25 protein-coding genes are annotated in these 25773 nt (G+C 51.5%); 14 read left to right on the forward strand and 11 right to left on the reverse strand.

The genetic code is table 11. The features are described 5' to 3' along the window. The first annotated feature begins 10 nt into the window (after positions 1-10). Genes AAC636_RS04530 through AAC636_RS04545 form a run of 4 tightly spaced genes read left to right on the forward strand, consistent with a single transcriptional unit; the run spans position 11 to position 4264 of the window. Positions 11-901, forward strand: coding sequence for an NAD(P)-dependent oxidoreductase (locus tag AAC636_RS04530; protein ID WP_340261237.1), 891 nt, complete (start codon positions 11-13; stop codon positions 899-901). Further along, the gene (locus AAC636_RS04535; protein ID WP_340300550.1) at positions 898-1620 is read left to right on the forward strand and encodes an SDR family oxidoreductase; all 723 of its coding nucleotides are present in this window, start codon (positions 898-900) and stop codon (positions 1618-1620) included. The genes AAC636_RS04530 and AAC636_RS04535 overlap by 4 nt, the downstream gene beginning before the upstream one ends. A 9-nt stretch (positions 1621-1629) precedes the next feature. Next, positions 1630-2532 carry a DMT family transporter gene (locus AAC636_RS04540; protein ID WP_340261234.1) on the forward strand — a complete coding sequence of 301 codons (903 nt, stop codon included), beginning with the start codon at positions 1630-1632 and terminating at the stop codon, positions 2530-2532. Between the two features lie 19 nt (positions 2533-2551). Next, on the forward strand, positions 2552-4264 hold the full coding sequence (locus AAC636_RS04545) for a dihydroxy-acid dehydratase (RefSeq protein ID WP_340261232.1): 1713 nt from the start codon (positions 2552-2554) through the stop codon (positions 4262-4264). 73 nt (positions 4265-4337) lie between these two features. Here the strand turns inward: AAC636_RS04545 and AAC636_RS04550 are convergent, their stop codons facing one another. Further along, the gene (locus tag AAC636_RS04550) at positions 4338-5075 is read right to left on the reverse strand and encodes an SDR family oxidoreductase (RefSeq protein WP_340300551.1); all 738 of its coding nucleotides are present in this window, start codon (positions 5073-5075) and stop codon (positions 4338-4340) included. A gap of 38 nt (positions 5076-5113) precedes the next feature. After that, positions 5114-6895: an IlvD/Edd family dehydratase gene (locus AAC636_RS04555; RefSeq protein WP_340261231.1), complete on the reverse strand. Its 1782-nt coding sequence runs from the start codon at positions 6893-6895 to the stop codon at positions 5114-5116. Positions 6896-7027: 132 nt separating this feature from the next. Between AAC636_RS04555 and AAC636_RS04560 the strand changes: the two genes are divergently transcribed. The 3 genes from AAC636_RS04560 to AAC636_RS04570 all read left to right on the forward strand — a co-directional run bounded on the left by AAC636_RS04560 (position 7028) and on the right by AAC636_RS04570 (position 9086). Further along, entirely contained in the window at positions 7028-7510 is a 483-nt protein-coding gene (locus AAC636_RS04560) for a hypothetical protein (protein ID WP_340261230.1), read from the forward strand. A gap of 92 nt (positions 7511-7602) precedes the next feature. After that, positions 7603-8307, forward strand: coding sequence for an RraA family protein (locus AAC636_RS04565; RefSeq protein ID WP_340261229.1), 705 nt, complete (start codon positions 7603-7605; stop codon positions 8305-8307). 14 nt (positions 8308-8321) lie between these two features. Next, positions 8322-9086, forward strand: coding sequence for an SDR family NAD(P)-dependent oxidoreductase (locus tag AAC636_RS04570; protein WP_340261228.1), 765 nt, complete (start codon positions 8322-8324; stop codon positions 9084-9086). Positions 9087-9102: 16 nt separating this feature from the next. Here the strand turns inward: AAC636_RS04570 and AAC636_RS04575 are convergent, their stop codons facing one another. The 3 genes from AAC636_RS04575 to AAC636_RS04585 are packed head-to-tail and all read right to left on the reverse strand — an operon-like array spanning position 9103 to position 11723. Then, positions 9103-9993: a phytanoyl-CoA dioxygenase family protein gene (locus tag AAC636_RS04575; RefSeq protein ID WP_340252230.1), complete on the reverse strand. Its 891-nt coding sequence runs from the start codon at positions 9991-9993 to the stop codon at positions 9103-9105. A gap of 26 nt (positions 9994-10019) precedes the next feature. Next, positions 10020-10943, reverse strand: a complete 924-nt coding sequence (locus AAC636_RS04580) for an NAD(P)-dependent oxidoreductase (protein ID WP_340261227.1) — start codon at positions 10941-10943, stop codon at positions 10020-10022. A gap of 18 nt (positions 10944-10961) precedes the next feature. Then, positions 10962-11723, reverse strand: a complete 762-nt coding sequence (locus AAC636_RS04585) for an SDR family oxidoreductase (RefSeq protein WP_340252227.1) — start codon at positions 11721-11723, stop codon at positions 10962-10964. Positions 11724-11893: 170 nt separating this feature from the next. Between AAC636_RS04585 and AAC636_RS04590 the strand changes: the two genes are divergently transcribed. From AAC636_RS04590 to denD, 7 genes are read left to right on the forward strand one after another with little or no spacing between them, the layout of a single operon-like run. Then, the gene (locus AAC636_RS04590) at positions 11894-12934 is read left to right on the forward strand and encodes an L-idonate 5-dehydrogenase (protein WP_340297405.1); all 1041 of its coding nucleotides are present in this window, start codon (positions 11894-11896) and stop codon (positions 12932-12934) included. After that, a complete protein-coding gene (locus AAC636_RS04595) occupies positions 12928-13530 on the forward strand; it encodes a LysE family translocator (protein WP_340252224.1) in 603 nt (200 codons plus the stop codon). The genes AAC636_RS04590 and AAC636_RS04595 overlap by 7 nt, the downstream gene beginning before the upstream one ends. Then, a complete protein-coding gene (locus tag AAC636_RS04600; protein ID WP_340297404.1) occupies positions 13527-14717 on the forward strand; it encodes a mandelate racemase/muconate lactonizing enzyme family protein in 1191 nt (396 codons plus the stop codon). Before AAC636_RS04595 ends, AAC636_RS04600 begins: the two co-directional genes overlap by 4 nt. Before the next feature lie 8 nt (positions 14718-14725). After that, positions 14726-16102 carry an FAD-binding oxidoreductase gene (locus tag AAC636_RS04605; RefSeq protein ID WP_340261222.1) on the forward strand — a complete coding sequence of 459 codons (1377 nt, stop codon included), beginning with the start codon at positions 14726-14728 and terminating at the stop codon, positions 16100-16102. Between the two features lie 13 nt (positions 16103-16115). Further along, positions 16116-17276, forward strand: a complete 1161-nt coding sequence (locus AAC636_RS04610; protein ID WP_340261221.1) for a fumarylacetoacetate hydrolase family protein — start codon at positions 16116-16118, stop codon at positions 17274-17276. Between the two features lie 32 nt (positions 17277-17308). Then, the gene (locus AAC636_RS04615; RefSeq protein WP_340297403.1) at positions 17309-18193 is read left to right on the forward strand and encodes a sugar kinase; all 885 of its coding nucleotides are present in this window, start codon (positions 17309-17311) and stop codon (positions 18191-18193) included. Further along, on the forward strand, positions 18193-19158 hold the full coding sequence (gene denD / locus AAC636_RS04620; protein ID WP_340252212.1) for a D-erythronate dehydrogenase: 966 nt from the start codon (positions 18193-18195) through the stop codon (positions 19156-19158). The genes AAC636_RS04615 and denD overlap by 1 nt, the downstream gene beginning before the upstream one ends. A 54-nt stretch (positions 19159-19212) precedes the next feature. Here denD and AAC636_RS04625 read toward each other — a convergent pair whose 3' ends face one another. The 6 genes from AAC636_RS04625 to nanR all read right to left on the reverse strand — a co-directional run bounded on the left by AAC636_RS04625 (position 19213) and on the right by nanR (position 25766). Continuing rightward, entirely contained in the window at positions 19213-20151 is a 939-nt protein-coding gene (locus tag AAC636_RS04625; RefSeq protein ID WP_340297401.1) for a 2-hydroxyacid dehydrogenase, read from the reverse strand. A 29-nt stretch (positions 20152-20180) separates the two neighbouring features. Beyond that, positions 20181-21353: an L-rhamnonate dehydratase gene (gene rhmD / locus AAC636_RS04630; RefSeq protein ID WP_340300552.1), complete on the reverse strand. Its 1173-nt coding sequence runs from the start codon at positions 21351-21353 to the stop codon at positions 20181-20183. A 170-nt stretch (positions 21354-21523) separates the two neighbouring features. Further along, on the reverse strand, positions 21524-22363 hold the full coding sequence (locus AAC636_RS04635; RefSeq protein WP_340300553.1) for a phosphogluconate dehydrogenase C-terminal domain-containing protein: 840 nt from the start codon (positions 22361-22363) through the stop codon (positions 21524-21526). Positions 22364-22366: 3 nt separating this feature from the next. Then, positions 22367-23737 (reverse strand): four-carbon acid sugar kinase family protein, encoded by a 1371-nt coding sequence (locus AAC636_RS04640; RefSeq protein WP_340300554.1) that lies wholly within the window; start codon positions 23735-23737, stop codon positions 22367-22369. Beyond that, positions 23734-24981 (reverse strand): ribulose-bisphosphate carboxylase large subunit family protein, encoded by a 1248-nt coding sequence (locus tag AAC636_RS04645; protein WP_340300555.1) that lies wholly within the window; start codon positions 24979-24981, stop codon positions 23734-23736. Before AAC636_RS04645 ends, AAC636_RS04640 begins: the two co-directional genes overlap by 4 nt. Then, positions 24978-25766 carry a transcriptional regulator NanR gene (gene nanR / locus AAC636_RS04650; protein ID WP_340300556.1) on the reverse strand — a complete coding sequence of 263 codons (789 nt, stop codon included), beginning with the start codon at positions 25764-25766 and terminating at the stop codon, positions 24978-24980. The genes AAC636_RS04645 and nanR overlap by 4 nt, the downstream gene beginning before the upstream one ends. Positions 25767-25773 lie beyond the last annotated feature (7 nt).

Genomic DNA, 25773 nt, shown 5'->3' on the forward strand with positions numbered 1-25773 from the left:
GGTAGAGCATATGGCTGAACACATTGGATTTATTGGACTGGGTCTTATGGGGCGAGCGATGGCTTCCCGCCTCTTGGCAGCGGGTCATCCTGTAACGGTTTTGGGGCACAAAGATCGTAGTGGGATCGAGGAAGTCGCTGCAAAAGGCGCGGTTGAAGCGCTAGACGCTGCAAGTCTAACAGCGTCGGTCGATATTGTGATGCTTTGCATGGGTACATCGGCACAGGTGGAAGCGCGAATTTTTGGCGAGGCCGGTGTGCTTGCGGGCGCAAAGCCAAATCAAATTGTGATTGATTTTGGCACCTCGCTGCCGGCGTCCACGCTAAAGATCGGAGTGGCGTTGGCTGAGAAAGGCGCGATTTATCTTGATGCACCTTTAGGGCGCACCCCTGCCCACGCCTATGATGGCAAATTAAATATTATGTGTGCCGGCGATGAAGATGCTTACACACGCGTGAAGCCGGTTCTGGACGTCTTGGGTGAAAATGTTTTCCATTTAGGCAAGCTTGGGAATGGTCACACAATTAAGTTGATCAACAATTACTTTGCCATGACTACGGCGATTTCTATGGCAGAGGCTTTTGCTCTCGCCGATGAGGCGAAAATCGCGCGTCAATCTCTTTATGAGGTGATGGCGGCAGGACCAAACCATTCAGGTATGATGCAATTTGTTCGAAATTACGCCACCGAAGGGCAGATCGATCTGGCGTTCTCAGCACAAAATGCGGCTAAAGATGTCGGCTATTATCGACAAATGGCCCAAGATTTGGGCCTTAATAGCCGTATGTCAGGCGCAGCTAACGCCACGCTTGCCGAAATTGTTGAAAGTGGCGCAGGGGGTTTAATGGTCCCACAGATTGTGGACTGGATGGTTGAAAATTTGGGAAGGAAATCATCATGAGATTACAAGGTAAGCGCGTATTTGTAACTGCTGCTGGGCAGGGGATTGGGCGGGCCAGTGCTATTGCGCTTTCGCGTGAAGGCGCACACGTTATTGCCACGGATTTACATGATAAATTTCTGTCTGACTTGAATGTCGCGGAAGCCTTTGCCCTTGATGTTCTTGATAAGGCTGCTCTGGTTGCTGCAGTGACTAAAGCACAGCCAGACGTTTTGGTGAATTGCTCTGGGATTGTGCATTCTGGTACGATTGAGCAAGCAACCGATGAAGATTTTGACTTGGCGATGAACCTGAACGTGCGGGCCCATTTTCACGCAATCCAAGCCGCTGTTCCTGGGATGTTGGAGCGTGGTAAGGGAGCCATTGTGAACATTGCATCAGTATGTTCATCTCTCCGCGGTCTTCCCAACCGCTTTATTTATGGGACATCTAAAGGCGCAACTATTGCCCTAACCAAACAGGTTGCCGCCGATTATATTACGCGCGGTATTCGCGCGAATTGTATTGCACCTGGCACCGTAGATACACCAAGTTTACAGGGCCGTTTGCATGCAACAGGTGATTACGATCAGGCGATGAAAGATTTTGTTGCGCGACAGCCAATGGGAAGACTTGGTACCGCGGATGAAATCGCAGAGCTTGTGGTGTATCTTTCCTCCGACGAAACGAAGTACATGACCGGTCAATGTGTTGCCATTGACGGTGGCATGACGATGTAATTCATAAACATGAACGTCCCGGAGCCCAGAGAGCATCGAGTTTTGGCTGGCGTGCTTGCCATGACCCTAGCGGTGATATTTTTCACTGGCATTGATACGTCTGCAAAATGGTTGAGTATAGTTGGCATTCCTATTTTGCAGATTGTCTTTATTCGGTACGCAGGACACTTTCTGATTTCACTAGTAATTTATGTGCCGCGTGAAGGATTTGAGGTGTTTCATTCCAACGCGCCAAAGCGTCAAATATTGCGCTCTTGTGCTCTTTTCATGGGTACTGTTTTGAACTTTCAAGCTCTAAAATTTCTTCCCATTACCGTGACTACTACGATTTCTTTTGCTGGACCCATTGTAATAACCTTAATGGCTATCCCAATTCTTGGTGAAAAAGTGGGTTTGCGTCGTATTATTGCAGTGTGCGTTGGTTTTCTCGGGGTTCTTCTGGTGATTCAGCCTTGGGGGCAATCGTTTCATCCAGCAATGCTTCTAAGCTTATGCACGTTATTGATGGCTTCGACATATTTCATCATGACCCGGCTGTTAGCCGGTGTAGAGACCAATGCAACACAACAGGTATGGTCCAGCGGAATTGCTACAATAGTGCTAGCGCCATTTGCTTTAAATGTTTGGGTATGGCCAAATAACGGCGTTGACTGGGCCGTCCTAGGCATAATTGGTTTCTGCGGTGCTATGGGCCATATTGCGGTTACCACTGCCCATCGTTGGGCTGACGCATCAATTCTAGCTCCGCTTATCTACACACAGGTTTTTTGGGCTGCGTTGGTAGGTGTGGTAATTTTCAACACATATCCAACGGTTTGGACTTTAGCCGGGGCTGCAGTTATCATCGCTTCTGGTCTCTATATTTGGCGAAGAGAACGTGACAAAAAAGTGCAGGCCAATCGCGTTGGATAAGTCTTCTTTTGGGGTGATTATGTCAAAAGAGAAAAAAGTCGGCTTCAGTAAGGGACTTACCAATTACGGTGACCAAGATTTCTCATTGTATTTGAGGAACTCATTTGCGGCTTCAATGGGATACTCAAAAGAGGTTTTGAAAAAGCCTATTGTTGGAATAGCCAATAGTTATTCTGGATTTAACAATTGCCATCGGCATTTCCCTGAATTGCTTGAGGCGGTTAAGCGGGGCGTTCTTCTAGGAGGGGGACTGCCCATTGAGTTTCCGACCATATCGCTTGGCGAGGTTTTTCTTAATCCAACTAGTCTCAAATTTAGAAATTTGATGTCGATGGACGTCGAGGAAATGATAAGAGCTCAGCCAATGGATGCCGTTGTGTTGATGGGGGGCTGCGACAAAACTGTGCCGGCTCAATTAATGGGTGCGGCTTCAGCAAATTTACCGGCAGTTCAGCTGGTTGGTGGTCCAATGATGACTTCCCGCTATGGTGAAGAAAGGCTAGGAGCTTGCACCGATTGTCGCAGGTTTTGGGCTAAGTTCAGGTCTGGTGATGTCTCAAAAGACCAAATCGATGATATTGAAGGTCGGCTAGCCACTACTGCAGGCAGTTGTGCAGTTATGGGCACTGCCTCAACAATGGCTTGTGTTGCTGAAACTCTAGGAATGACCATTCCTGGTACGGCCGCTATACCCGCGGTGCATGCGGATCGCCTTAGAGCGGCTGAAGCGTCTGGTTTGGCCGCGGCGCGGATGGTTGAAAAACCCATACTTCCTAGTGAAATCATAACTGAAAAATCCGTTGAAAACGCAATCAGGGTTTTGCTCGCGCTAAGCGGCTCAACTAATGCCATAGTGCACCTAACTGCCGTTGCTGGTCGGCTAGGGATAAACGTTTCTTTAGAGCGATTGAACGAGCTATCGGATACGACACCAGTCCTCGTTAATCTAAAGCCTATGGGCTCACATTACATGGAAGATTTTTTCTTCGCGGGTGGGATGGGAGCTGTACTTCGCGAATTACGTCCCCTGCTACACTTGGATACAATTAGTGTGACCGGTGAAACGCTTGGCGATCGATTGGAGACAGATGACGGCTACATAGATACGAGGGTTATAGCACGTGCACAGGAGCCGTTAGAGCCAGAAGGAGGGTTGATTGCTCTTTTTGGAAATTTGGCTCCAAATGGTGCAATATTTAAGCGGGCTGCGGCCGACAAAAATCTCTTTGAAGCAGAGGGCCGTGCCGTTGTTTTTTCCTCTCTCGAAGATTTAGCTGCAAGAGTTGATGATCCAGATTTAGATATTTCTAGCGATGACTTTATGGTTCTACAAAATGCAGGGCCAAAAAGTGACTCTGGGATGCCTGAAGCGGGGTATTTACCTATTCCTAAAAAGCTCAGCAAATTGGGTGTGAAAGATATGGTGCGGATATCTGATGCCCGAATGTCTGGAACTGCTTTCGGTACTATTGTGCTTCATGTGTCTCCTGAAGCAGCCATAGGAGGTCCGCTATCACTCGTGCGAAATGGAGATCGCATTCGCATTTCTGTTTCTAACAAGCGTATTGATTTGTTGGTCGATGAAAAGGAATTAGATAAGCGTCGGTCAGAATGGGTATCTGATCTCGAAGAGCCTGAGAATTTGCGTGGATATAATAAGCTCTATGCTACCGAAGTCACACAGGCAGAACAGGGTTGTGATTTCCAATTTCTTAAGCCGGTAAAACGATAGCGGAAAAAGAGTGACTTCGCGCTTACAGCGTTAGGTGGCGAGTGGAAGGGCGGTTCTCCCTTCCACTAATAATTTAGCCACGTCCAATATATGGCATATTCGTAGCCATGACTGTCATAAACTGGACATTGGCCTCCAAAGGAAGATTTGCCATATGAAGCACGGATGTTGCGACATTAGACACATCCATGACCGGCTCTACTTCGATACTTCCATCAGCTTGCGGTACACCTTTTGTCATTTTTCTGGCCATGTCGGTAAGTGCGTTGCCGATGTCAACTTGCCCGCAAGCAATGTTAAATGGACGTCCGTCAAGGCTGATTGAGCGAGTAAGACCGGTAATCGCGTGTTTTGAAGCTGTATACGGCGCAGAGCCCCAACGTGGTACATAGGCAGAGACAGATCCATTGTTGATAATGCGGCCGCCTTGTGGCGATTGATGTCGCATGATCCTAAAAGCGGCGCGGGCCACAATGAAGCTGCCTGTAACGTTGATATCAATAAGATTACGCCAGTCGTCCACTGAAAGTTCGTCGATTGGCGCGCCTCCGAGGCTCATGCCGGCATTGTTGAATACGGCGTCCAATCGCCCCCATGCCTCGTAGGCAGTGTTAAACGCACTTTCCACTTGGGTTTCGTCAGTGACATCACATGGTAAAATAAGTGTATTTTTATTTTTTGCCGCGGTTTCTTCCAAAGCGGCGGATCTGCGGCCGATTAAGCCGACTTGCCATCCATTGGCGAGGAAATGTTGCGCTGTGGCGCGTCCGACACCGCCGCCGCCGCCTGTAATGATAATAGTTTTGGACATATTAGGCCTCCTTGTTCGATTGATCTTATGCGGTGGCTTCAGTGATTGTCCCTGGGTAGATCACGCCCAATCTTCTGATACGCAGTCGCTAATTCTAAGCAACCTCCATCGGCTAGCTGGCCCACATGAGTACGATAAATTTCCTGCCATGGGGTTTGATGATGTAATTCAGGAGGGATCCAAGCATCAATTCTGGCTTGCCACTCGGCATCATCAACTAATGCGTGCAATGTTGAACTGTTGAAATCCAATCTTACCCGGTCGCCTGTCTTTAGATAGGCAAGGCCACCTCCAACTACGCTTTCTGGCGAAGCGTTCAGGATTGATGGGCTCTCAGATGTACCTGATTGACGCCCATCTCCCACGGTCGGCAAGTGGCTGATACCTTGACGAATGATGTGATCAGGTGGCTGCATGTTCACAACTTCCGCTGAGCCAGGATAGCCAACGGCGCCAACGCCACGTATAAACATGATGGTGTGCTCATCGATGCCCAAAGAGGCTTCATTAACTCGTTCGTGATAATCTTCAGGGCCCTCAAAAACCACTGCCTTAGCCTCAAATACGCCCTCACTCCCGGGTTCTGAGAGGAAGCGCTTGCGAAAGTCTTCCGAAATCACAGAGGTTTTCATTAAAGCTGAGTCAAACAGGTTACCTGAGAGCACCTTAAAGCCTGCATTTTTACGCAGCGGTTTTTCATAAGTCGTAATTACGCTGTGGTCACGAGAGACCTGACCTTCCAGGTTTTGGCCCATACTTTTACCTGTCGCAGTAATTACATCTTCATGTATGCGGCCTGCCTTTTGTAGTTCTCCCATAACAGCAGGAACACCGCCGGCTCTGAAAAAGCTTTCCCCCAAATACTCGCCTGCTGGCTGCATATTAAGCATTAGTGGTACGTCATAGCCGATCTTTTCCCAGTCCCGTACGTTAAGTTCTACACCTATGTGACGGGCAACCGCCTGCAAATGAGGTGGAGCATTTGTCGAACCACCAATCGCCGCATTAACGACGATAGCATTTTCAAAAGCTTTGCGCGTCATGATGTCGGAAGGTTTTAGATCCTCATGAACCATTTGTACAATTCGCTTGCCTGTTTCGTAAGCCATTGTCATCCGCTCACGAAATGGTGCAGGAATAGCCGAGTTTCCAGTCAGAGACATTCCCAAGGCTTCAGCCATGGCGTTCATAGTCGAAGCTGTCCCCATGGTATTGCAATGCCCGAGTGAAGGCGCTGACGAGCATACCCGCGACATGAACTCTTCGTAGTCTATCTCACCAGCAGCAAGCAGGCGACGGCTTTCCCATACGATCATGCCGGAACCCGCTCGCTTTCCATTCCACCAACCGTCAAGCATTGGTCCGCCATTAAGCGCGATTGCTGGCAAATCGACAGTGGCTGCTCCCATCAACATTGCTGGGGTTGTTTTGTCACATCCTGTGGTTAACACCACTCCGTCGATAGGATAACCATGCAAAACCTCTACCAACGAAAGATATTGCAGGTTGCGATCAAGCGCTGCAGTTGGCCTCTTGCCTGTTTCCTGAATTGGATGGACGGGAAATTCCATTGGAACTCCGCCTGCCTCACGAATGCCTTGTTTGATCCGTTCCATCAGGAAAACATGTATCTTATTACATGGTGCCAGATCAGATCCCGTTTGAGCGATGCCAATGATTGGACGCTCACTTTGTAATTCTTCGCGTGAAAACGTCGAGTTCTGATAACGCTCAACATAGAGAGCAGTCATCCCCGGGTTGTTGGGGTTATCAAACCACTCTTGTGAGCGGAAACGTTTGTTGGCGCGAGTGTCAGACATTGTAATCTCCTGATCGAGCGGCTTCGCTGGGGTTAGCAGCTCTAATAAAGTCAAACGTCAAAGTGTTCTTGTTATACAAAATGCAAATGGTATACCAAATGCAAGAGTAAAGCGTTTGAACTGAGAAACATTATGAAAACGAAATTTTGGTCATTCCTCACAGTGGCCTGCATGCTAGTTTTTTCGGGCCCTGCATTAGCGCAAGATGCACGACTAACACTCAACACGTGCTTGTCTGATGGTACTCAGGACGAAGAGGGAGTACTGTCGTGCATCAATGAAGCGCTATATCCGTGTCTCACTCAGTCTGAAGATATGAGTTCGGTCGCGACCTTATGTTTTATCGAAGCCCGTGGTCAGTTTGATGAGGGCATCAGTTCTGCGATGTCAAATATCCGCGGCAGAGTTGACGAGCAGTTAATTGCTCTTATGACGATTGGGCTTAAATACGATATGCTCAGCGGTTTGTTGCAGTGCGATCGTTTGGAAGAGCTAGCGCTCGCTTTATCCGAACTATCAGGAGAAATAATTCAAAGGCAAAAAGCACAGTGCCTCGCAACGACCTCTGGTCTTGCATTGGCCAGGGTCACATCACGCGCAGCAGGCCTTGATTGATGGTGTAAAAGCCACTCAATTCGCTTGCCTGGATATTGATTAGTTAGAATGAAAAAAGTTTGATTGGCTGTTTTATAACAGGAGAAAATAACGTGATTTTTGAACCACCAATTTTGACTATTTGTGAGAACTTCAAGCGCCCATCCTCAGCACAAATTGCTGCTTTTAAGAATATACCTACCGGCTATGTCTGTGACGCCATGGAGGGGCAGGGTGCGATGGACAGTAGTATTAAGCCCCTTTTTGCAGCTACTCGAGATAAAGATCTTTACACCACCGTGGGGGTGGCACTTGTCGCTGAAAATGGCCCAGCAGAAATTCTTGCTACAATGGGTGCGCTGCATGTTTTGCAAAAGGGAGATATAGTCATTGCTGCAATGCAAGGCGGTAAAAACTGCTCGGCTTCCGGGGATCGCTTCTGTGGCATGCTAAAGAACAAGGGTGCGGCGGGGTTCGTTACAGATGGCGAAATGCGTGATTATGAGGGGATTTTGGAAACCCGTTTGCCAGTTTTTTGTACGGGTCTTAGCCCTAATTCGCCCTATTCCAATGGGCCTGCTCGTGTTGGTTTCGGCGCCATAGTTGGCGGACGAAATGTGCAAAGTGGTGATATTATCGTGGCTGACATAAACGGCGTGGTAGTAGTACCTTTTGCTCGAATTGATGAAGTTATTGCTACAATAAATGAAATCAGCGCAGCTGAAGATGCATTGGATGAAAAAGTCCGCAGTGGATTTTGCGAAATGCCCATTATCTCCGAGATGATTAATGATGGGCGTGCAGTAATAGTCGATTAATTAGGGAGTAAGTTATGTCAGACACTGAAAGCAGGATTAACTTAGAGGGCCTTTGTGCGGTGGTGACGGGTGGCGCGCAAGGCATAGGTTATGCTGTAGCATCACGAATATTGCGATCCGGGGCTAGTGTTATGCTTTGGGATATGAATTCGGCACTAAATGATAAAGCGGTCAAAAGCTTGTCTGCGATTGGGCGGGTTCAGGCTCTTGATTGTAATGTAAGCGATTACAGTTCTGTTGAGGCAGCGGTTAATGCAACTGAGACCGCGTTTGGACGCATCGATATCCTTGTGAATAGTGCGGGTGTTGCAGGCGATAACGCGACGGTGGCGGAGTATTCCAATGACGAATTTCGGCGGGTTATAGACATCAATTTGATGGGCACGTATTACACGAACAAAGCTGTGATTTCTGGAATGATGGAACGCAATTTTGGTCGGATCGTAAACATTGCGTCTATCGCTGGTAAAGAAGGCAACCCCAATGCAAGCGCTTATAGCGCTTCGAAGGCTGGTGTCATTGGCTTTACTAAGTCACTAGGAAAGGAATGCGCGAACCACGACATTGCAGTTAATTGTGTAACACCTGCCGCAGCACGCACAGCGATTTTCGATCAGATTACGCAGCAGCACATAGATTATATGCTTTCAAAGATCCCACGTAATCGTTTTCTAGAAGTTGATGAGGCAGCGGCAATGATCGCTTGGCTTGTGAGCCGCGAGAATTCCTTTACCACTGCATCAGTTTTTGACCTGTCAGGTGGGCGCGCGACTTATTGAAGGTCCGCGCTCGTTGTCACTGAAACGCACTTTTCGCGCCTGCGCTTTGTTGAGTTTTGAAAATTGAACTGTTGTCTGGCGCAGGTGGCAGGGGCATACGCACAGGCACTGTTTCAAGACGGGGCACTAGGCAGGCTTTGCCTGTGATGATGCGTTCCTGTAAATCTTCCCAAAACCGCCGCTGACCCAATTCGTGGATATACGAAGCGGCACCAAGGATCGGCCATGCGTCTGCCTTGGCGATTTCATAGAACAGAATATAGCGCGGTCTATCGCTGACATTCGGGGCTGAGCCGTGCAGAATGCGGGCGTGATGCACCGTCATTGATCCTGCTTTTCCTGTCAAAGTTACAATCTTGTCGCGCTCAAAGAGTGGGTCATCGGGATTGATCGCGCCCGCGAAAACCCCGTTTATGCCGTGATCCAAAATTGGCCCGCGATGGGTTTCAGGGATCACCATCAATGGGCCATTGGCCGCATCCACGTCCTCAAGCATCAGGCCAAAGGCCAGAAGGTCATCGTTAGTATGTGGATAAAATGCCCAATCTTGGTGCCATTCCACCGCTGCCCCACCGCCTGGTGCCTTGGTGTTGAGCTTAGAAGTGATAATGGCTGTATCGGGGCCAAGCAGGCTTGCCAACACCTCGGTCATGCGTGAATTGCGCAGCACCTCCCAGAAATAGGGATGCTGCTTATGCGGGATTTTGATCCGGGTTAGGCGCGGGGTGTCTGGCCCGTGGCCCTTGTCGAGATCATAAACCGCGTTGCTTTCGCGTACATCGCGGGAAGCCTCAATGAACTGCGCGGTCAAGCGGCGCAATTCGTTTAATTGGGAGGGGCTGACTGCATCCTCCACCATCAGATAGCCATTCTTTTGGTAGGATGCGATCTCGTCTTTGGATAGCATGGTTAGCCTCCTTTTTGATGCAGGTGCTACTTTTTACCTTTGGCTACTTCGGCGGCTAAATCCATTCCGTTTAAGTTGCCAATGTGATCCGACAGCATTGGAACAAAATCTCCGCCTTTTCCGATGGCTTCGGCATGGGTGAAATAATGCCGCGCAGCGGATGCCATGACATTCATCACGCCCGCATCTGTTGCCATCGCATTCACATAGCGGATGTCCTTTGACAGATTCTCAATCGAGAATTTATGCGCATTCTCATCCCTATCGCAGACATATTGCATGAATGTACCAAAGAAGCCTGAGCCAAGACGGCTGGGTGCAATCACTTCGCGAAACGCGTGGGGTGAGATCCCAACTGCTGCGCCTAGAACAGTAGCCTCGGAATAAAGAGCAGCATAAGCGGCTCCTAAGAAATTCATCAAGAGCTTCATCTTGTGGCCTGTGCCCACCTCGCCAATGCGCGTGATGGTGCCAGCCCAGCAATCAATGACCGGATGCACCTGATCAAACAGTGCAGCATCGCAGCCCAACATCGCGTCAAGCATCCCTTCCTCGGCCTCTTTGGGCGTGCGGCCCAAGGGGGCATCCACCATATGCGCGCCAACCACTGAAAGCTTTTCTGCCATAGCCAGCGTTGATGTTGGATCAGCGGTGGTCGTGTCGATCACAATCATACCTTTGCGCGCACCTGCGATGATGCCACTTTCGCCCGTGATCACCGCTTCGACCTGGGGCGAGTTGGACAGACACAGATGGATGATGTCGCATTTTGAGGCCATGTCTTGTGGCGATGCGGCCTCTTTTGCACCCATGCTGAGCAAGCTTTCGACAGGCGCGCGGTTGCGGTTGCCCAAGATCCAAAGTTCATACCCGCCCTTTAGGATGTTTTTCGCCATCCCATGGCCCATGAAACCTACGCCGATAAAACCGATAACGGGTTTTTTTGTCATGATATGGATCTCCCTTTCCTATAGACTTGCGGTGATGCCGCCATCGACAAACAGCGTGTGGCCGTTCACGAAACTGGATGCTTCCGCAGATAAAAACACGCACGCGCCCACCAATTCATCCACCTCCCCCCAGCGGCCTGCAGGGGTGCGCTTTTCAAGCCACGCGGAAAATTCGGGGTCAGCAACAAGGGCCGCGTTGAGCGGTGTGTTGAAATAGCCAGGCGCAATGGCATTGCAGTTGAGCCCGTATTTCGCCCAATCGGTCGCCATCCCTTTGGTGAGGTTCGCAACCGCGCCCTTAGACGCCGTGTAAGGTGCGATAGAGGGGCGGGCGAGGGCGGTTTGTACGCTTGCAATATTGATAATGCGGCCTTTGCCTCGTGCGATCATGTGGCGTGCCACTGCTTGGGCAACATAAAAAACCGAATTCACATTTGTCCGCATCAACCGATCAAAAGCATCGGCTGGAAAGTCCTCTAATGGCGCACGATGTTGCATACCTGCATTATTCACCAAAATATCAATTGCACCCTCTTTTGCCTCGAAGGCATCAATCGCTTCGCGCGCTGCGACTGGGTCGGTTACATCAAAGGCTAATGCCAAAACATTTGCCCCTTTTGCGCGTAGGTCTTCGGTAGCCGCATGAAGGCGGTCTGCATTGCGGGCATTCAGCACAACTTGAGCGCCTGCGTCACTCAGACCTTTAGCCAAAGCGTATCCAATACCCATTGAAGAGCCTGTAATCAAAGCACGTCGCCCGCTTAGACTAAACAGTTTCATTGTTTCTCCTCTGGGTTTTTCGCACCCTGATTTTTGATTGGCTTAGCCGAACCAAGCGCCACTCGCGCCCTTGACATTTCTTGTAAATCCCGCGCTCTATGCTCAAATGGTATACCATTTTTAGGTTGGCGCAAGAGAAAGCCTGACGTTTGAAAAACGAGGATATTGTTGTGGCACAAGCGCTATTCGTACATGGCTCTGGAGACCTCCGCGTTGGGACCTGTAAGACGGCCTGTCCATCGGAAGGTGAAGTGCAGGTTGCCCTGCGCCGAGGGGGGATTTGCGGGTCAGATTTGCATTATTTCAACCATGGCGGCTTTGGCACCGTGCGTCTGCGTGAGCCGATGATCTTGGGTCATGAGGTGGCGGGCGAGATCACTGAAATTGGGCCAGAGGTAACGGGCTTGGCGGTTGGGGATCTGGTTGCCATTTCACCCTCGCGTCCCTGTTTCACTTGTGTCGAGTGTAGGCGCGGATTGCCCAATCAATGCCTTAACATGCGGTTTTACGGATCGGCTATGCCTTTTCCCCATATCCAAGGCGCATTTCGAGAAGTAATTACAGTGCGCGCAGAAAACTGTGTTAAAGCCGATGGTTTGAGTGCTGCTGAGGCTGCGATGGCCGAACCCTTGGCTGTGGCGCTGCACGCAGTCCGCCGCGCAGGGAACCTGGTGGGCCAGAGCGTTTTAGTGACGGGATGCGGCCCGATTGGCGTTTTGGCCATTATGGCTGCGCGCCGTGCGGGCGCAGGCGAAATCATCGCCACAGATATCAGCGACACGATGTTAAGCTATGCGCGCAAAGCGGGTGCAGATGTCTGTCTGAACACCGCGCGCAACCCAGAGGCGCTAAGCCCGTATGAAGAAGGCAAAGGCACAGTTGATGCGTTGTTTGAATGTTCAGGCGCGCAAGTGGCCCTTGTTTCTGCACTGCTCGCGATCCGCCCCCAAGGTCGTCTTGTGCAATTGGGGATGTCTGGGGATATGCAGCTTCCCATGATGCAGATCACCGCGCGCGAATTACAACTGATGGGCTCTTTCCGCTTCCATGAGGAATTCGCAATGGCTGTGCGGATGATGCAAAATGGGCTGATCGACACGCGGCCCCTGATTACGCATAGTTTTGCTTGGGCGGAATTTTCGGCGGCTTTTGCGATGGCCAATGACCGCACTCAGGCCATGAAAGTGCAATTGGAGTTTGGCCCGTGCTGACTTTTGCGCTTGCTGTCATTTTGCTTATCATCACTCCTGGGCCGGGTGTTCTTAGCACCGCGGGCTTTGGCGCGGCTTATGGGTTCAAGCCCTCTTTGCGCTATGTTCTAGGTTTGTTTATTGGCACAAATTTGGTGATGCTGGCAGTCGTGTCTGGATTAGCGGCGGTGGTCTTGTCTGTGCCATGGTTGCGCGTGGTGCTAATGGGGGCCTCGGTGGCCTATCTGCTCTATCTCGCGACGAAGATTGGTTTTGCAGGCGCAAAAATCGCTTTTATCGAGGCTGCCACTCCGCCAGGCATCTTGGGGGGTATCTTGCTACAAGCGATTAACCCCAAGGCCTATGCCGTCAATACATCGCTGATGACTGGTTTTGGATTTGCGCCCGATAACTTGGTCTTTGAGATTGCCATGAAAATCCTGATTGCCAATGCGATTTGGATTCCTATCCATTTGGCGTGGCTTTGGGCGGGGGTGACGCTGCATCGCCTTGATCTGCCGTCTCGAACGCAGCGGATCATTAATATTTTCATGGCATTGGCCATGCTCAGCGTTGTTGGTTTGGCCCTATGGTCAAGTTTCGGAGGTCAGGGATGAAAATTACCAAATTGGAAACCATCCGGGTTAAGGAACGGCCCAACTTGGTATGGCTGCATGTGCATACAGATGACGGTGTGATGGGCCTTGGCGAAACATTTTTTGGCTCAGGCGCAGTAGAAGCGTATATTCATGAGACCCTTGCACCATTGGTAATTGGTGAGGATCCATTGCGTATTGAGTATCTGGCCCGCAAAGTGGAGGGCTATCTCGGGTGGCGCTCAACAGGCGCTGAGGCGCGGGGAAATTCTGCATTTGATATTGCGCTTTGGGATCTTTGGGGCAAGTCCACAGGCCAGCCAGTGGCGCAGCTACTAGGCGGTTTCACTCGTGATAGCATTCGTACCTACAACACTTGTGCAGGCAATGATTACATCAAAAAAAATGAAGGCCAGACTACCAAGAATTACGGACTCGGTGCGGATGATCGATATGATGACCTAAATGGATTTTTGAATCGAGCGGACGATTTGGCTCAGTCTCTTCTGGAAGAAGGGATTACCGCAATGAAAATTTGGCCATTTGATGCGGCGGCAGAGGCTAATGAGGGATCGCATATCTCGGCTGAGGAATTGAAATTGGCGCTCTCGCCGTTTGAGAAAATTCGCCGCGCCGTTGGTGATCAAATGGATATTATGGTCGAATTCCATTCGATGTGGCAATTGACCCCTGCAATTCGCATTGCGCGGGCGCTTCAACCCTATCAGACCTATTGGCATGAAGACCCGATCCGAATGGATAATTTTGCAGCCCTTTCACGTTATGCTCAAGAAAGCCCCGCACCTGTTTGTGCCTCTGAAACGCTTAATGGAATCGGTGCATTTCGTGATCTTTTGGCCTCGCAGGCAGCAGGCGTCGTTATGTTGGATTTATCATGGTGTGGCGGCTTGACTGCTGCTCGGAAAATCGCTGCGATGGCCGAGGCAGAGAAACTTCCAGTGGCACCGCATGATTGCACAGGTCCGGTAGTTTTAGCGGCTTCCACGCATTTGTCGCTCTCTGCACCCAATGCCCTGATCCAAGAAAGCGTACGCGCTTTTTATAAGGGGTGGTATGCAGAAATTGTGACATGTTTACCCGAAGTCAAAAACGGCCAAATTTCTGTTAGCCGTTCTCCAGGTTTGGGCATGGAATTGATACCTGATCTTGATCGCGCTTTCACAACTGCGCGCCGTGTATCGCAATGAGGGATGACATGCGTGATCATTCACAGGCCATTACTGAGCTCAGCGCACTGTTGGGAGAACGCTTAGTTACTAGCGCAGCTGATTTGAACCTGCATGGTCAAAATGAGACCTATTATCCCAACACACCACCCGATGCCGTTGCCTATCCTGAGACGACCGAGGAAGTGTCTCAAATTCTCAAAATCTGCCACGCGCAAGAATGTCCCGTGGTAGCTTATGGCGCTGCATCGTCCTTGGAGGGGCAGCATCTCGCCGTTGCAGGGGGGATCAGCTTGGATATGTCGCGCATGGCGCGCGTGCTGTCCTTGGATGCTGAAGACTTGAAGGTGACTGTGCAGCCCGGCATCACGCGCAAATCCCTCAACGAGGAATTGCGCGCAACGGGTTTGTTTTTCTCGGTAGATCCTGGCGCAGATGCGTCAGTCGGGGGTATGGCCGCCACCCGCGCCTCTGGCACAACTGCAGTGCGATACGGAACGATGCGTGAGAATGTCCTTGCCCTTGAGGCGGTGATGGCAGACGGCACGATTATCCGCGCAGGTTCAGACGCGCGCAAATCCTCGACTGGCTATGACTTGGCCCATCTTTTGATCGGTTCGGAGGGAACGCTTGGGATCATCACTGAGTTGACCCTGAAATTGCACGGTGTGCCTGAAACAATTGCGGCTGCCACTTGCCGTTTTCCGAGCGTCGAGGATGCGGTCAATTGTGTCATTTTAACGATCCAGTCGGGTATTCCGATGGCGCGCATCGAATTGGTAGATGAGATGATGGTGCGTGGCTTTAACGCATATGCAAAATCAGATTTCCCCGAAATACCGCATTTATTTTTAGAATTTCACGGCACAGAGGCGGGTGTCAAAGAGCAGATGAGCTCTTTTGCGGATATCGCAAGCGAGTTTGGCTCAGATGGGTTTGAGACAGCCACTACCACTGAAGCGCGCAACGCCCTTTGGGCGATCCGCCACAATTCCCATTACGCCAGTGCGGCCTTAGGGCAGGGCGGCCATATTTGGCCCACAGATGTGTGCGTCCCGATCTCAAAATTGGCCGAGGCCGTGTTGCAGGCGCAACGCGATGCAAAGGCAATGGGGCTCACCGCAACGATTGTTGGCCATGTTGGCGATGGAAATTTCCACGCAGGCCTCAGTGTTGATCCGAATGACTCAGATGAAATGGAGCGGGCCGAAAAATTCACCACGGCCTTAGCTGAAACCGCGCTACGCTTGGGGGGCACTGTCTCGGGCGAGCATGGGATTGGCCTTGGCAAAGTCAAATTCATGAATGCTGAACATGGCGCGGCAGTGGCTTACATGCGGGCAATAAAAACGGCTTTTGATCCGAAAAATATTCTCAATCCGAACAAGATGTTTCCAGCGCATTAGGAAAGGGCAAGGCATGATTTCCACAAAAGATTTTGATCCAAAAGGAACTTATGTAGGCCGCGTCTGGCGACCTGATGTGGGGCCTGCGCTTGTTAGGCTTGAGGGAGGGGATGTGCTTGATATCACGAGCCGCGCTTGTCCCACCATGCATGACCTTTTGGAAGGTGAGCACCCTGCGGCGACCGCCCGTGCTGCTAAGGGCGATGTGATATGTGGTCTTGATGATCTGGTTGAAAGCAGCCTTTCCGCTGCGCAAACAGGCGATGCCAATGCTTTGCGTTTTTTGGCCCCACCCGATTTGCAAGCGATTAAAGCGTCTGGCGTGACCTTCGCCGAAAGCATGGTCGAGCGTGTTATTGAGGAGCAGGCGGCAGGCAATGCCGATTTGGCTGACGGGATCCGCGCGCGCGTGAAAGCGGTGATTGGCGACAGCTTGTCCGGCATTGAGCCCGGATCAGAGGCGGCGATGAAGGTGAAATCGGTTCTCCAAGAAGAGGGGCTCTGGTCGCAATATCTTGAGGTGGGCATTGGCCCTGACGCGGAAGTCTTCACCAAATCGCAACCAATGGGATCGGTGGGCTACGGCGCTTTAGTTGGGCTGCATCCGATGTCCAGTTGGAATAACCCAGAGCCAGAAATTGTTTTGGCAATCAATTCTAAAGGCGTGATTGTAGGCGCTACGCTTGGTAATGATGTTAATCTTAGGGATGTAGAGGGGCGCTCTGCGCTTCTTTTGGGTAAAGCTAAAGACAATAATGCGTCTTGTTCAATTGGCCCATTCCTGCGCCTGTTTGATGACAGCTTCAGCCTTGATGATATTCGAGCGGCGGAGCTTTCCATGCGGGTTGTGGGCGAAGATGAATTCGTTCTTGAAGGGCATTCATCGATGACCAAGATCAGTCGTGACCCTGCCGATATTGTGGCGCAGACCATCGGGCGACATCACCAATATCCTGATGGGTTTTTCTTGTTCTTGGGAACAATGTTTGCCCCCGTCAAAGATCGCGACGCAGTAGGTCAGGGCTTTACCCATCATGGTGGCGATGTGGTTACCATTACTGAAGCGCGGCTTGGATCGTTGCAAAACACTGTGCGACTGTCGACCGAATGCCCCGAATGGCGCTTTGGTATGGCGGCTTTGATGCGCAATTTGGCAGAGCGTAGATTGATTTAATGGGGTCGTCCTTCATCTCTTTGGGTGAGTGTATGGTTGAGCTGTCCGATCAGGGCGGTGGCCTCTATCGGCGCGGCTTTGCGGGGGATACGTTTAACACCGCATGGTATGCCCGCCGCATTTTGCCAAAGACATGGTCAGTGTCCTATGGCAGTTGCATTGGTGCGGATGCAGCCTCAGGCGAGATGCGCGCCTTTATGGAGGCAGGTGGAATCGATACTAAGGCATTGCGCGTGATCCCGGATCAAACCGTTGGGCTTTACATGATCAGCCTGGATCAGGGCGAGCGCAGCTTTTCCTATTGGCGCAGCCAATCTGCTGCGCGTTGCCTCGCTGATGATCCCGCATGGCTTCAGGCCACTCTTGCCGGCTGCGATGTAATCTATTTTTCTGGAATCACCCTAGCAATCCTTTCGCCTGAGGGGCGCGCGGCCCTTTGCGCCGCATTGGCGGAGGCGCGTAGACAAGGGACCATGATCGCCTTTGATACAAACCTTCGCCCCCGTTTGTGGGAAGATCATGCGACTATGCAGACAGGAATAATGGCTGGTGCAGCAGTGGCTGATATTATTTTGCCGTCTTTTGATGAAGAACAAATCTTGTTTGAGGGAGCGACAGCGTCAGACACGATTGCCCGCTACCGCGCAGCAGGGGCACATATCATCGCGCTTAAAGATGGCGCGGGCGATGTGCAATTGTGGGATGAAGCAGGCGGGGTGCGTGTCTTACCGTGTCGGCCCGTCGACCATGTGGTCGATAGTACCGCTGCGGGGGACAGTTTTGGCGCAGCTTTTGTAGCAAACGTAGCGCAGGGTTGCTCTTTGGAAGAGGCCGCATTAGCCGCGATGCAGCTTGCAGGTCAGGTTATCCAATATCGCGGAGCTTTGGTGCCACAGATTTTTAAGGGAGAAAAGTAATGCATATTCTGATTATTGGCGGCGGTGGCGTCGTGGGACAAAAACTGGCGCGATCATTGGCAGCACGCGGGCAGTTGCGTGGAAAAGAAATCCGTAAAATCACTTTGGCTGATATTGTTGACCCCGCAATGGTAGAGGCCCCGTTCGACGTCGATTGCGTTTCCTGTGATATCAGTAATCCCGCTTCAGTGGCTGCCACGCTCGGAGCAGATGTGGATGTGATCTATCTACTCGCTGCCATTGTCTCTGCCCATGCAGAAGAGGATTTTGATGCTGGGTTGTCGATTAATTTAATGGGGACGCTCCACGTATTGCAGCGGGCGCGCGAGTTGCAGACTAAGCCGGTAGTGGTCTTTACCTCTTCAATTGCTGTTTATGGGGGTGAAGTGCCCGACCCGATTGTGGATCACACTTTTCTAAATCCACAAACTTCATATGGTGCGCAAAAGGCGATGGGCGAATTGTTGGTGAATGATTTTAGCCGCAAAGGTTATATCGACGGTCGCGGCTTCCGCTTGCCTACCATCTCAGTGCGCCCAGGCAAACCAAATCGCGCTGCTTCGAGCTTTATGTCATCGATTTTGCGCGAGCCGCTCAATGGGCAAGAGGCAATTTGCCCTGTTAGTGATGATTTTCCGCATTTCTATCTGTCGCCGCGCAAATGTGTCGAAAACCTTATTCGCGGAGCAGAGGTTAACGAGGAAGATCTCGGCCAAAACCGATGCATGATGATGCCCGGTAGAACTTGGACAATTCGTCAGATGATTGAAGCCTTGACAGTGGTCGCTGGACCGGAGCCAGCCAAGCTAATTAAATTTGAAGCGCAACCAATGATTGAAGAAATCTGCAAAGGATGGCGTTTTGATTTGCGCCCTGAAAAAGCTCTTAAACTTGGCTTAAGTGCAGATGAAAGTTTTGAGGATAACATCCGATATTATTTGGAAGACGATAAACCTGCAGCCTGACTTAGGTCGTATATCATCAAAAAACCCCCGTTTTTCGGGGGTTTTTATTTTGGGTTAATTGACGGGTGTGATCAAATTGGATCCTTGAATGAACGCGTGAATGTTGTCTCGTTGAAGAGCCGCCATAGCGTCACGGGTTTCGACTGTTCCAGAGCCTTGATGCGGCTGAACCACTACATTTGGCAAACTATAAAATCTCGGATTAATGTTGGGTTCGTTGAGAAACACGTCCAATGCAGCGCCGCCAATTTTACCAGTCTCCAGCGCTTCGAGCATAGCTTCTTCGTCTATTGTGCTTCCGCGTGAGATGTTCACAATTATCGAGCGGGGGCCCAATGCTGCAATGACTTCGCGCGATACAAAATTTATAGTGTCTGGACCGCCTACTACAGCGACAATCAAATAATCCACCGCTGCGGCCAGGCTCGTGACGTCTGAATGATAGGTCCAACCTGGGGTTTCTTTTTCTGTTCTAGCGTAATAGTGGATGTCCATTTTAAAGGCCGCTAAACGGTTAGCAATTTCTCGTCCGATACGACCAAGGCCAACGATTCCCGCGCGCCCACCGGAGAACTTTCGATTTAGGCGGTATTCGCCTGCAGTTTTCCAGTTTCCTGAATGTGCCCATTCGGAAGCTTGAGCCATTTCTCGGACTTGCATCAACAACATTGCAACGGCTAGATCCGCCACGTCATCATTAAGAACATTTGGAGTGTTGGTAACTTTGATGTTTCGTTCATTTGCAGCCGAAATATCAATAGCATCATACCCAACCCCAAAATTTGCTATGAGGTTTAGGTTTGGAAGCATTGCGATTTCATTAGCGCCAAACGAGGTGTGCCCCTTGAACGCAAGTGCTTTTATTTTTGATCGCTCGCTTGCATCGAGTTCATGCATTTGAGAAGGCGTGTCCAAAAAAATAGGATCAAAAGCAGATTTTAGACCTGAAATATCACGTTCGCTGTATGGCCCAATTGCAAGTACGTCAGTCATAAGGAGCTCCACTTATATCTATTTAAAGTTCAGAATTGTGCAAGTTTACAATCAGGATTGAGCGTCATCCCAAAACCCGGTTTCGACTCTAATTTGAGTTTTCCATTTTTTGGTACGGGTTCGTCGCTAAACAATTCACCAAAAACCGGTCGTATATAGGTTCCATCAGGTGCTGATGTAACATATTCGCATCTCGGTTGTTCGTTTTGGCTCATTATAAAGTGGTAACTATAAGGACCGGAGCCATGAGGAATAATGGGAATATCATACGCTGATGCATGTGCCGCAATGCGTAGAAGTTCAGTTAAGCCGCCTACCCACATGACATCAGGTTGAAGAACGTCGATGGTTCGTTCCTCAATTAACTTTCTAAATCCATGCCTAGTGTAGTTATGTTCACCTGTCGTCCACTTTAGTGTGGGATGAGCATTTCTTATTATGCGATAGCCTTCAATATCTGTCGGCTGCAGTACTTCTTCCCACCAATAAATGTTCAGATCAGAGCAAGCTTTTGCAAGTTCGACAGCATAGCTTGGAGTTAAGGACATGTAGCAGTCCACCATCAAAGGAAAATCACTTCCGATTTCGGCCCGCTGCTTTTTCAGAAATTGATAATTCTGTTTTACTCCATCAATTCCATCATAGTGGCCATGAGGAAGCGGTACTTTCGCCCCCCAAAAGCCCATGTCTTTTATGGCTTTGGCATTAGGGCCGGTACAATAAAACGATATTTCTGGACGGCTACACCCGCCAATTAAATTATAGACAGGCTCGTCGCGTAGTTTTCCCAGTAAATCCCACAAGGCCAAATCAACAGCAGAGATAGCCGCTATTGGCAAACCAGCTTGCCCGTAGGGCAAGCTGGCGCGATACATTTGATCCCAAATAAGATTAATATTTCTTGCGTCTTGGCCAACCAAAAAACGGTTAAAATGATGATTAATTATCCAAGCTGCAGGCGCACCACCAAATCCTGTTGCAACTCCAATTGTCCCATTAGAAGTTTCGATTTCGACTACTATCGATCCTAGAACGTCTATTCCCCAGCTTGTTCTCACTTTTTTATAGTCATCGTGCCCTGACATCGGATTGGCGATCAAAGAGCCTATGAGCCAGTGGTCTTTGCTTTGCTGGAAATAGTCCCCACCGCTTCCACTTCCTTCAACACGGCTAACAGTGACCCGTTTGATAGTAAAATCCATTCCATCAGTCCTCGATTTGCAGCAGCGGGTTTTGGAGTATCGCCAACTCGTTGATCTTCACAAAAATCTTTCAGCAATAGGTTGGCTCGTGCAACCATATTAATCTGATGATGCAGGGCATATTTGCACTTTAACGGCAATAGAAACGCTTTGATTTCACTGCCGCACCGTTAATCTTCGCAGATTTCAGTGACGGATTTCTTGACGGCGGCCAGATCAAAGACGCGATCTAGCCAATCGGGTTGGAAGATCACAGAGCGCGCCTTATCAATCGCCATCAAGGCCCCGTCTGAAAATTTGCCCTCAGGGAAAATGCCAAAGGCGATGGCCAATTCAATTTTGAGATGGCCCAAAATGAAATCATGTGCGGCCGCCTCAGGGATGCCCATGGATACGGCGCGATCTGTTGCCTCGCGTAGCGCCAAGGCCATTGTTGCCCCGACCGTCTCAGAAAGGGCGGGTTCCAGAACAGCAATATTTTCAAGGCTGCACCGATGCGAGCGCGCAACGGGGGAATAGATCACTTTGGCGATATCTTCACATAGCGCATAATGCGGCTCTGGCCCTTGGATCAGCGCGCAGACAATGCCCTGCGGCGCGGCGATCCCACCAAAATAATCCTCCTGCGCGGCAATGCTGTCATGTGCCTCTAGGATATGGGGGTGGCAGGGATGCGTGCAGAAATAAGTGACATCTTCGCGCACGGGCATCTGACCTGCATAGGGTGCGGCAGCATCCAACACGATCACGGCCGCGCCAGATTTCAATTGATCCACAAAGCCATGCGCGATTTTGCCGATCAGGCGATCTGGCACAGCCATGACAACAACATCCGCATCGCTAAGGGCGGTTTCAGCGGCTACACAATCAAGCCCCGTTTCCGACTTAAGGCGTGCTTGGCCTGCCTCGGTCACTTCGACGGGGGCAAGATGATAGCTGCTTTGCATAAGGTTGCGCGCAATCCGCACACCCATTTTGCCGCCCGCACCAAGAAGTGCAATTTTTGTCATGATCTATCCTTTCGCTTCGGCACGCGCGCCGTTTTTGATCCAAGAGAAATAATCAGGGCTACCCATTTGCCCGCCCTTTAGGGCCAATTCCAAACCATCAAATTCGGGTGTGTCGCTATGCCCTTTCAAAAGGGCCGCGCCTGCCGTGGTTGCGCCAATCGCGGTGAGGGCAAACAACCCGAGCGCTTGAGCGGCAAAGCCTGATGTGTCGCCGCCTGCAATGATCGCGCGCGCAACGACCGTGCCGCGCAAAAGATCACGCAAAAGCGCGCCGAGACTTGTGCCGATGAGCGCATTGGCCTCATGCGGTGTATGCTGAGATGCTGACAGCGCCGCGCGCATGGCCGCAACGGCCGGGTCATCTGGCCCGCGCGCGCTGCAAATCAGCGGATCGCGCCCTTGGGAGAGCGCGGCGTGTGCGGCTTCATAGCTGTTGGTCATAGCCCGCTTGGCGCTATCGCCGCCCTTGATCAGTGCGGCAGCGTCCAGTGGGATGACGACAAACCCATCTTCTTCAGCGCGGGCAATTTGCGCCGCAGTGGTGGGTGAGACAGAGCCCGAAATCGCAATCACCTGATCCACTTTGCCAAAACTTGGGGCGGGTTCGGGCAGGGGTATAATGCCCGATTTTTGCCAATGGGCCACCAGTGCATATTCCACCCCCTGCGAGCCTATTGCCAGATGTCCATCCGCCCCTGCGGCATCCCAGATCAACGCGCCCAGTTGCGCCGCGTGATCCATGTCGATGCAATCAAGCGTTATGATTTTCGCGGGCGCGTTGGCGCGCAAGGATGCAAGGCCTGTGGGGTTGAGATGCTCAAGCGTCAGTGTCGCAAGCGGCAGGCCGGTTTGCTTCCGCAGATGCATGGCCACATCGGCCTCTTGCATCGGGGTTACGGGGTGGGATGCCATCACAGGGTGGCGATCAAGCCGAAAGATGGCGTCCCCTGCGGCGGCAAATAGCTGACCAAAGGCTTGGTAGCGCCGTAACGGTGGTGCGGCGATCAAGCAAGAAACCCAATCGCTGCCGCGCACCGCAAGGGCTAATTCAACTGCCTTGCCAATCGAGCCTGTATGCGGCGCGCTGTCCAAGGTGGAGCAGGTTTTGTAATGCAACAGGGGCGCGCCCGTAGCGGCCAAATGCGCAAAAAGGGGTGGCAGATGTCTGGCCATCCAATCGGGTGATTGGCTGCGCGCGGTGGTGGCAATGCCGATGCCCCGCATCGCGCCAAATCGCGCCGCTTGCGCCTTTGTCGGAGGCGCAAGGAACAGCACCGTTGGCAGGCCTGCAAAACTCAACACCTCCATCGTGGCGGCGGAGCCTGTGAAATCATCGCCCAAAAAGGCAATTAATGGCCCAACGGGAAGTGTCATTTCGCATAGGCCTTTAGCGCGCGGGCAAGCTCGGGATGGGATTTGGCATAATCAGCGGCGGGGATGCCCGCCATCGCCGCTTGCCACGATTGCCGCAATGCCGCGACACCTGCGCGCGGCCCATCAGGGTGGGCCATAATCCCACCTCCTGCTGCATAAATGCAATCTGCATGGCCGAGGTGGCGATAGGTTTCAGGGGGTTGCAGCGCGGATTGGCCCGATGAAAAGACGGGCATCGGGATGCAGGGTGCATCGCCAAAGAGTGGGGTGAGCAAAGATTTGGCCGAGGCGATGACGCTTGCGTCACTTTCGCTGAATTTGTTTTGGAGGCCGTTGACGTGCATATGATCTGCCCCCGCCAAGCGCCAGATTTTTGACCATGCCGCATAGTCCCATCCTAACAATTTGGCGCGGCTGAGATATCCCCATCCGTTGCGATGAGCATGAAGAGGCAGCGCGCTGTGCCGTGATAGGCCCAAAAAGCCCGCCACGCCGACCGAATTGAGGCTGACCATCACGCAAGTTGCACCTTTTGAGAGGGCAAAATCATGTCGGGCGCGCATCTCATCGACTTCGCCTGTTAGGTTGAAGGCATACATGACCTTTTTACCAGTGCGGTCGGCATGGGCGTTGATGACATCCATCACCGCGCTCACCCTCTCCTCGAAGGGGCAGGCAGGGCCATTGGCCTGCAATTCATCATCCTTGATGAAATCAATGCCCGCTTCGGCGAGTGTGCCGACCAATTTGGCAGTTTCCTGCGCGTCAAGCCCGACAGAGGGTTTAATAATCGTGCCAATCAGCGGGCCATCCGCAATCCCTGCTAATTTGCGGGTGCCGCTGATCCCAAATTTTGGGCCAGAATAGGCATCCGCAAATGCGCGCGGCAGGCGGATATCCAGCAAACGTAGCCCTGAGAATTGCGCCAATTCGAAAAGATTGCCCGCGACCGTAGCCATGAGGTTGGGTAAATCGGGGCCGATATTATCCAAGGGCCAACTGAGTGTGACCTTGGCGCGCTGATAGCGCGTGCCCTGCTGCCCGCCTGTCAAGCTTGGGCTGTCGGTTGCATCAAGCGGAGTTAGGGAAACCACTTGGGCCCCCGCGCGGGCCTGTAGTTCTGGCGTTTCGCCCGGCACTTTTACAAAGGTGCCCGCGCTTTGCTCGCCCGCCATCACGGCGGCGGCGCGGGCAGGGTCAATCGGGGTTTCGATCAGGTAATCTGCTTCAAATCTGTCGCTCATTGCGCGTGATCCTGATGATATAGGGCATTGGCGCGCTCCAAATGCTCGCGCATGGCACGGGCGGCGGCATTGGTATCTTTACGGGCAATTCCATCCAAAATGGCGCGATGTTCGGTCAAGGTCAGTGGCTCTAGGCCCAATTTGTGAACCTGTTCTTTATGAAAGGCGCTCATCCAAGAGAACACGCCATGGGTCAGGGTTTCAAAGATCGGGTTGCCCGATATGGCCGAGATGCGGCGGTGAAACTGCCCGTCTATCTGGGTAAAAAGCGGCACATCGCGCTTGGCGGCGGCTTGGGCGCGCAAAAGCTGTTCTAAATCGTTCAAGTCATCTGCGCTGCGGCGTTCTGCGGCAATGCGCACCATTTCGACCTCAAGGGCCACGCGCGCCTCCTTGAGATGTTCTAGAGAGGAGTGCGAATGCGTCAGAATATGGCGCATGGAAATGCCCAATTGATCAATAACCCCATCCAAGGATGGGGTTGCCACGCGCGGCTTGCCGCCGTGGCGGATATCAATCACGCCTTTATGCTGCAGGCTTTGCATGGCTTCGCGAATGGCAGGGCGGCCAATGCCATAGCGCGCCATCAAGGCGCGCTCGCTTGGCAAAGCATCACCTGGTTTGAGGTCATCCGCGCGGATCAAGGCCAACAGGCGATCTTCGACTTCGTCTGACAGTTTTTTGGGCCGTATGATCTGGTCGCGGTCGGACATGGGCTGCCATGATTCTGGTATACTGGTCATACCAGTTTGGCGCAGAAAAAGACCCTCCGCAATCCCAAACATGCGCGGG

Source organism: Roseobacter sp. HKCCD5988 (assembly GCF_037830355.1).
Lineage (GTDB): Bacteria > Pseudomonadota > Alphaproteobacteria > Rhodobacterales > Rhodobacteraceae > M30B80.

Excerpts from the sequence above, each read along its gene's own strand:
- AAC636_RS04530 (WP_340261237.1), top strand. The coding sequence starts at position 11 with ATGGCTGAACACATTGGATTTATTGGACTGGGTCTTATGGGGCGAGCG.
- AAC636_RS04535 (WP_340300550.1), top strand. The coding sequence starts at position 898 with ATGAGATTACAAGGTAAGCGCGTATTTGTAACTGCTGCTGGGCAGGGG.
- AAC636_RS04540 (WP_340261234.1), top strand. The coding sequence starts at position 1,630 with ATGAACGTCCCGGAGCCCAGAGAGCATCGAGTTTTGGCTGGCGTGCTT.
- AAC636_RS04545 (WP_340261232.1), top strand. The coding sequence starts at position 2,552 with ATGTCAAAAGAGAAAAAAGTCGGCTTCAGTAAGGGACTTACCAATTAC.
- AAC636_RS04550 (WP_340300551.1), bottom strand. The coding sequence starts at position 5,075 with ATGTCCAAAACTATTATCATTACAGGCGGCGGCGGCGGTGTCGGACGC.
- AAC636_RS04555 (WP_340261231.1), bottom strand. The coding sequence starts at position 6,895 with ATGTCTGACACTCGCGCCAACAAACGTTTCCGCTCACAAGAGTGGTTT.
- AAC636_RS04560 (WP_340261230.1), top strand. The coding sequence starts at position 7,028 with ATGAAAACGAAATTTTGGTCATTCCTCACAGTGGCCTGCATGCTAGTT.
- AAC636_RS04570 (WP_340261228.1), top strand. The coding sequence starts at position 8,322 with ATGTCAGACACTGAAAGCAGGATTAACTTAGAGGGCCTTTGTGCGGTG.
- AAC636_RS04575 (WP_340252230.1), bottom strand. The coding sequence starts at position 9,993 with ATGCTATCCAAAGACGAGATCGCATCCTACCAAAAGAATGGCTATCTG.
- AAC636_RS04580 (WP_340261227.1), bottom strand. The coding sequence starts at position 10,943 with ATGACAAAAAAACCCGTTATCGGTTTTATCGGCGTAGGTTTCATGGGC.
- AAC636_RS04585 (WP_340252227.1), bottom strand. The coding sequence starts at position 11,723 with ATGAAACTGTTTAGTCTAAGCGGGCGACGTGCTTTGATTACAGGCTCT.
- AAC636_RS04600 (WP_340297404.1), top strand. The coding sequence starts at position 13,527 with ATGAAAATTACCAAATTGGAAACCATCCGGGTTAAGGAACGGCCCAAC.
- AAC636_RS04605 (WP_340261222.1), top strand. The coding sequence starts at position 14,726 with ATGCGTGATCATTCACAGGCCATTACTGAGCTCAGCGCACTGTTGGGA.
- AAC636_RS04610 (WP_340261221.1), top strand. The coding sequence starts at position 16,116 with ATGATTTCCACAAAAGATTTTGATCCAAAAGGAACTTATGTAGGCCGC.
- AAC636_RS04615 (WP_340297403.1), top strand. The coding sequence starts at position 17,309 with ATGGTTGAGCTGTCCGATCAGGGCGGTGGCCTCTATCGGCGCGGCTTT.
- denD (WP_340252212.1), top strand. The coding sequence starts at position 18,193 with ATGCATATTCTGATTATTGGCGGCGGTGGCGTCGTGGGACAAAAACTG.
- AAC636_RS04625 (WP_340297401.1), bottom strand. The coding sequence starts at position 20,151 with ATGACTGACGTACTTGCAATTGGGCCATACAGCGAACGTGATATTTCA.
- rhmD (WP_340300552.1), bottom strand. The coding sequence starts at position 21,353 with ATGGATTTTACTATCAAACGGGTCACTGTTAGCCGTGTTGAAGGAAGT.
- AAC636_RS04635 (WP_340300553.1), bottom strand. The coding sequence starts at position 22,363 with ATGACAAAAATTGCACTTCTTGGTGCGGGCGGCAAAATGGGTGTGCGG.
- AAC636_RS04640 (WP_340300554.1), bottom strand. The coding sequence starts at position 23,737 with ATGACACTTCCCGTTGGGCCATTAATTGCCTTTTTGGGCGATGATTTC.
- AAC636_RS04645 (WP_340300555.1), bottom strand. The coding sequence starts at position 24,981 with ATGAGCGACAGATTTGAAGCAGATTACCTGATCGAAACCCCGATTGAC.
- nanR (WP_340300556.1), bottom strand. The coding sequence starts at position 25,766 with ATGTTTGGGATTGCGGAGGGTCTTTTTCTGCGCCAAACTGGTATGACC.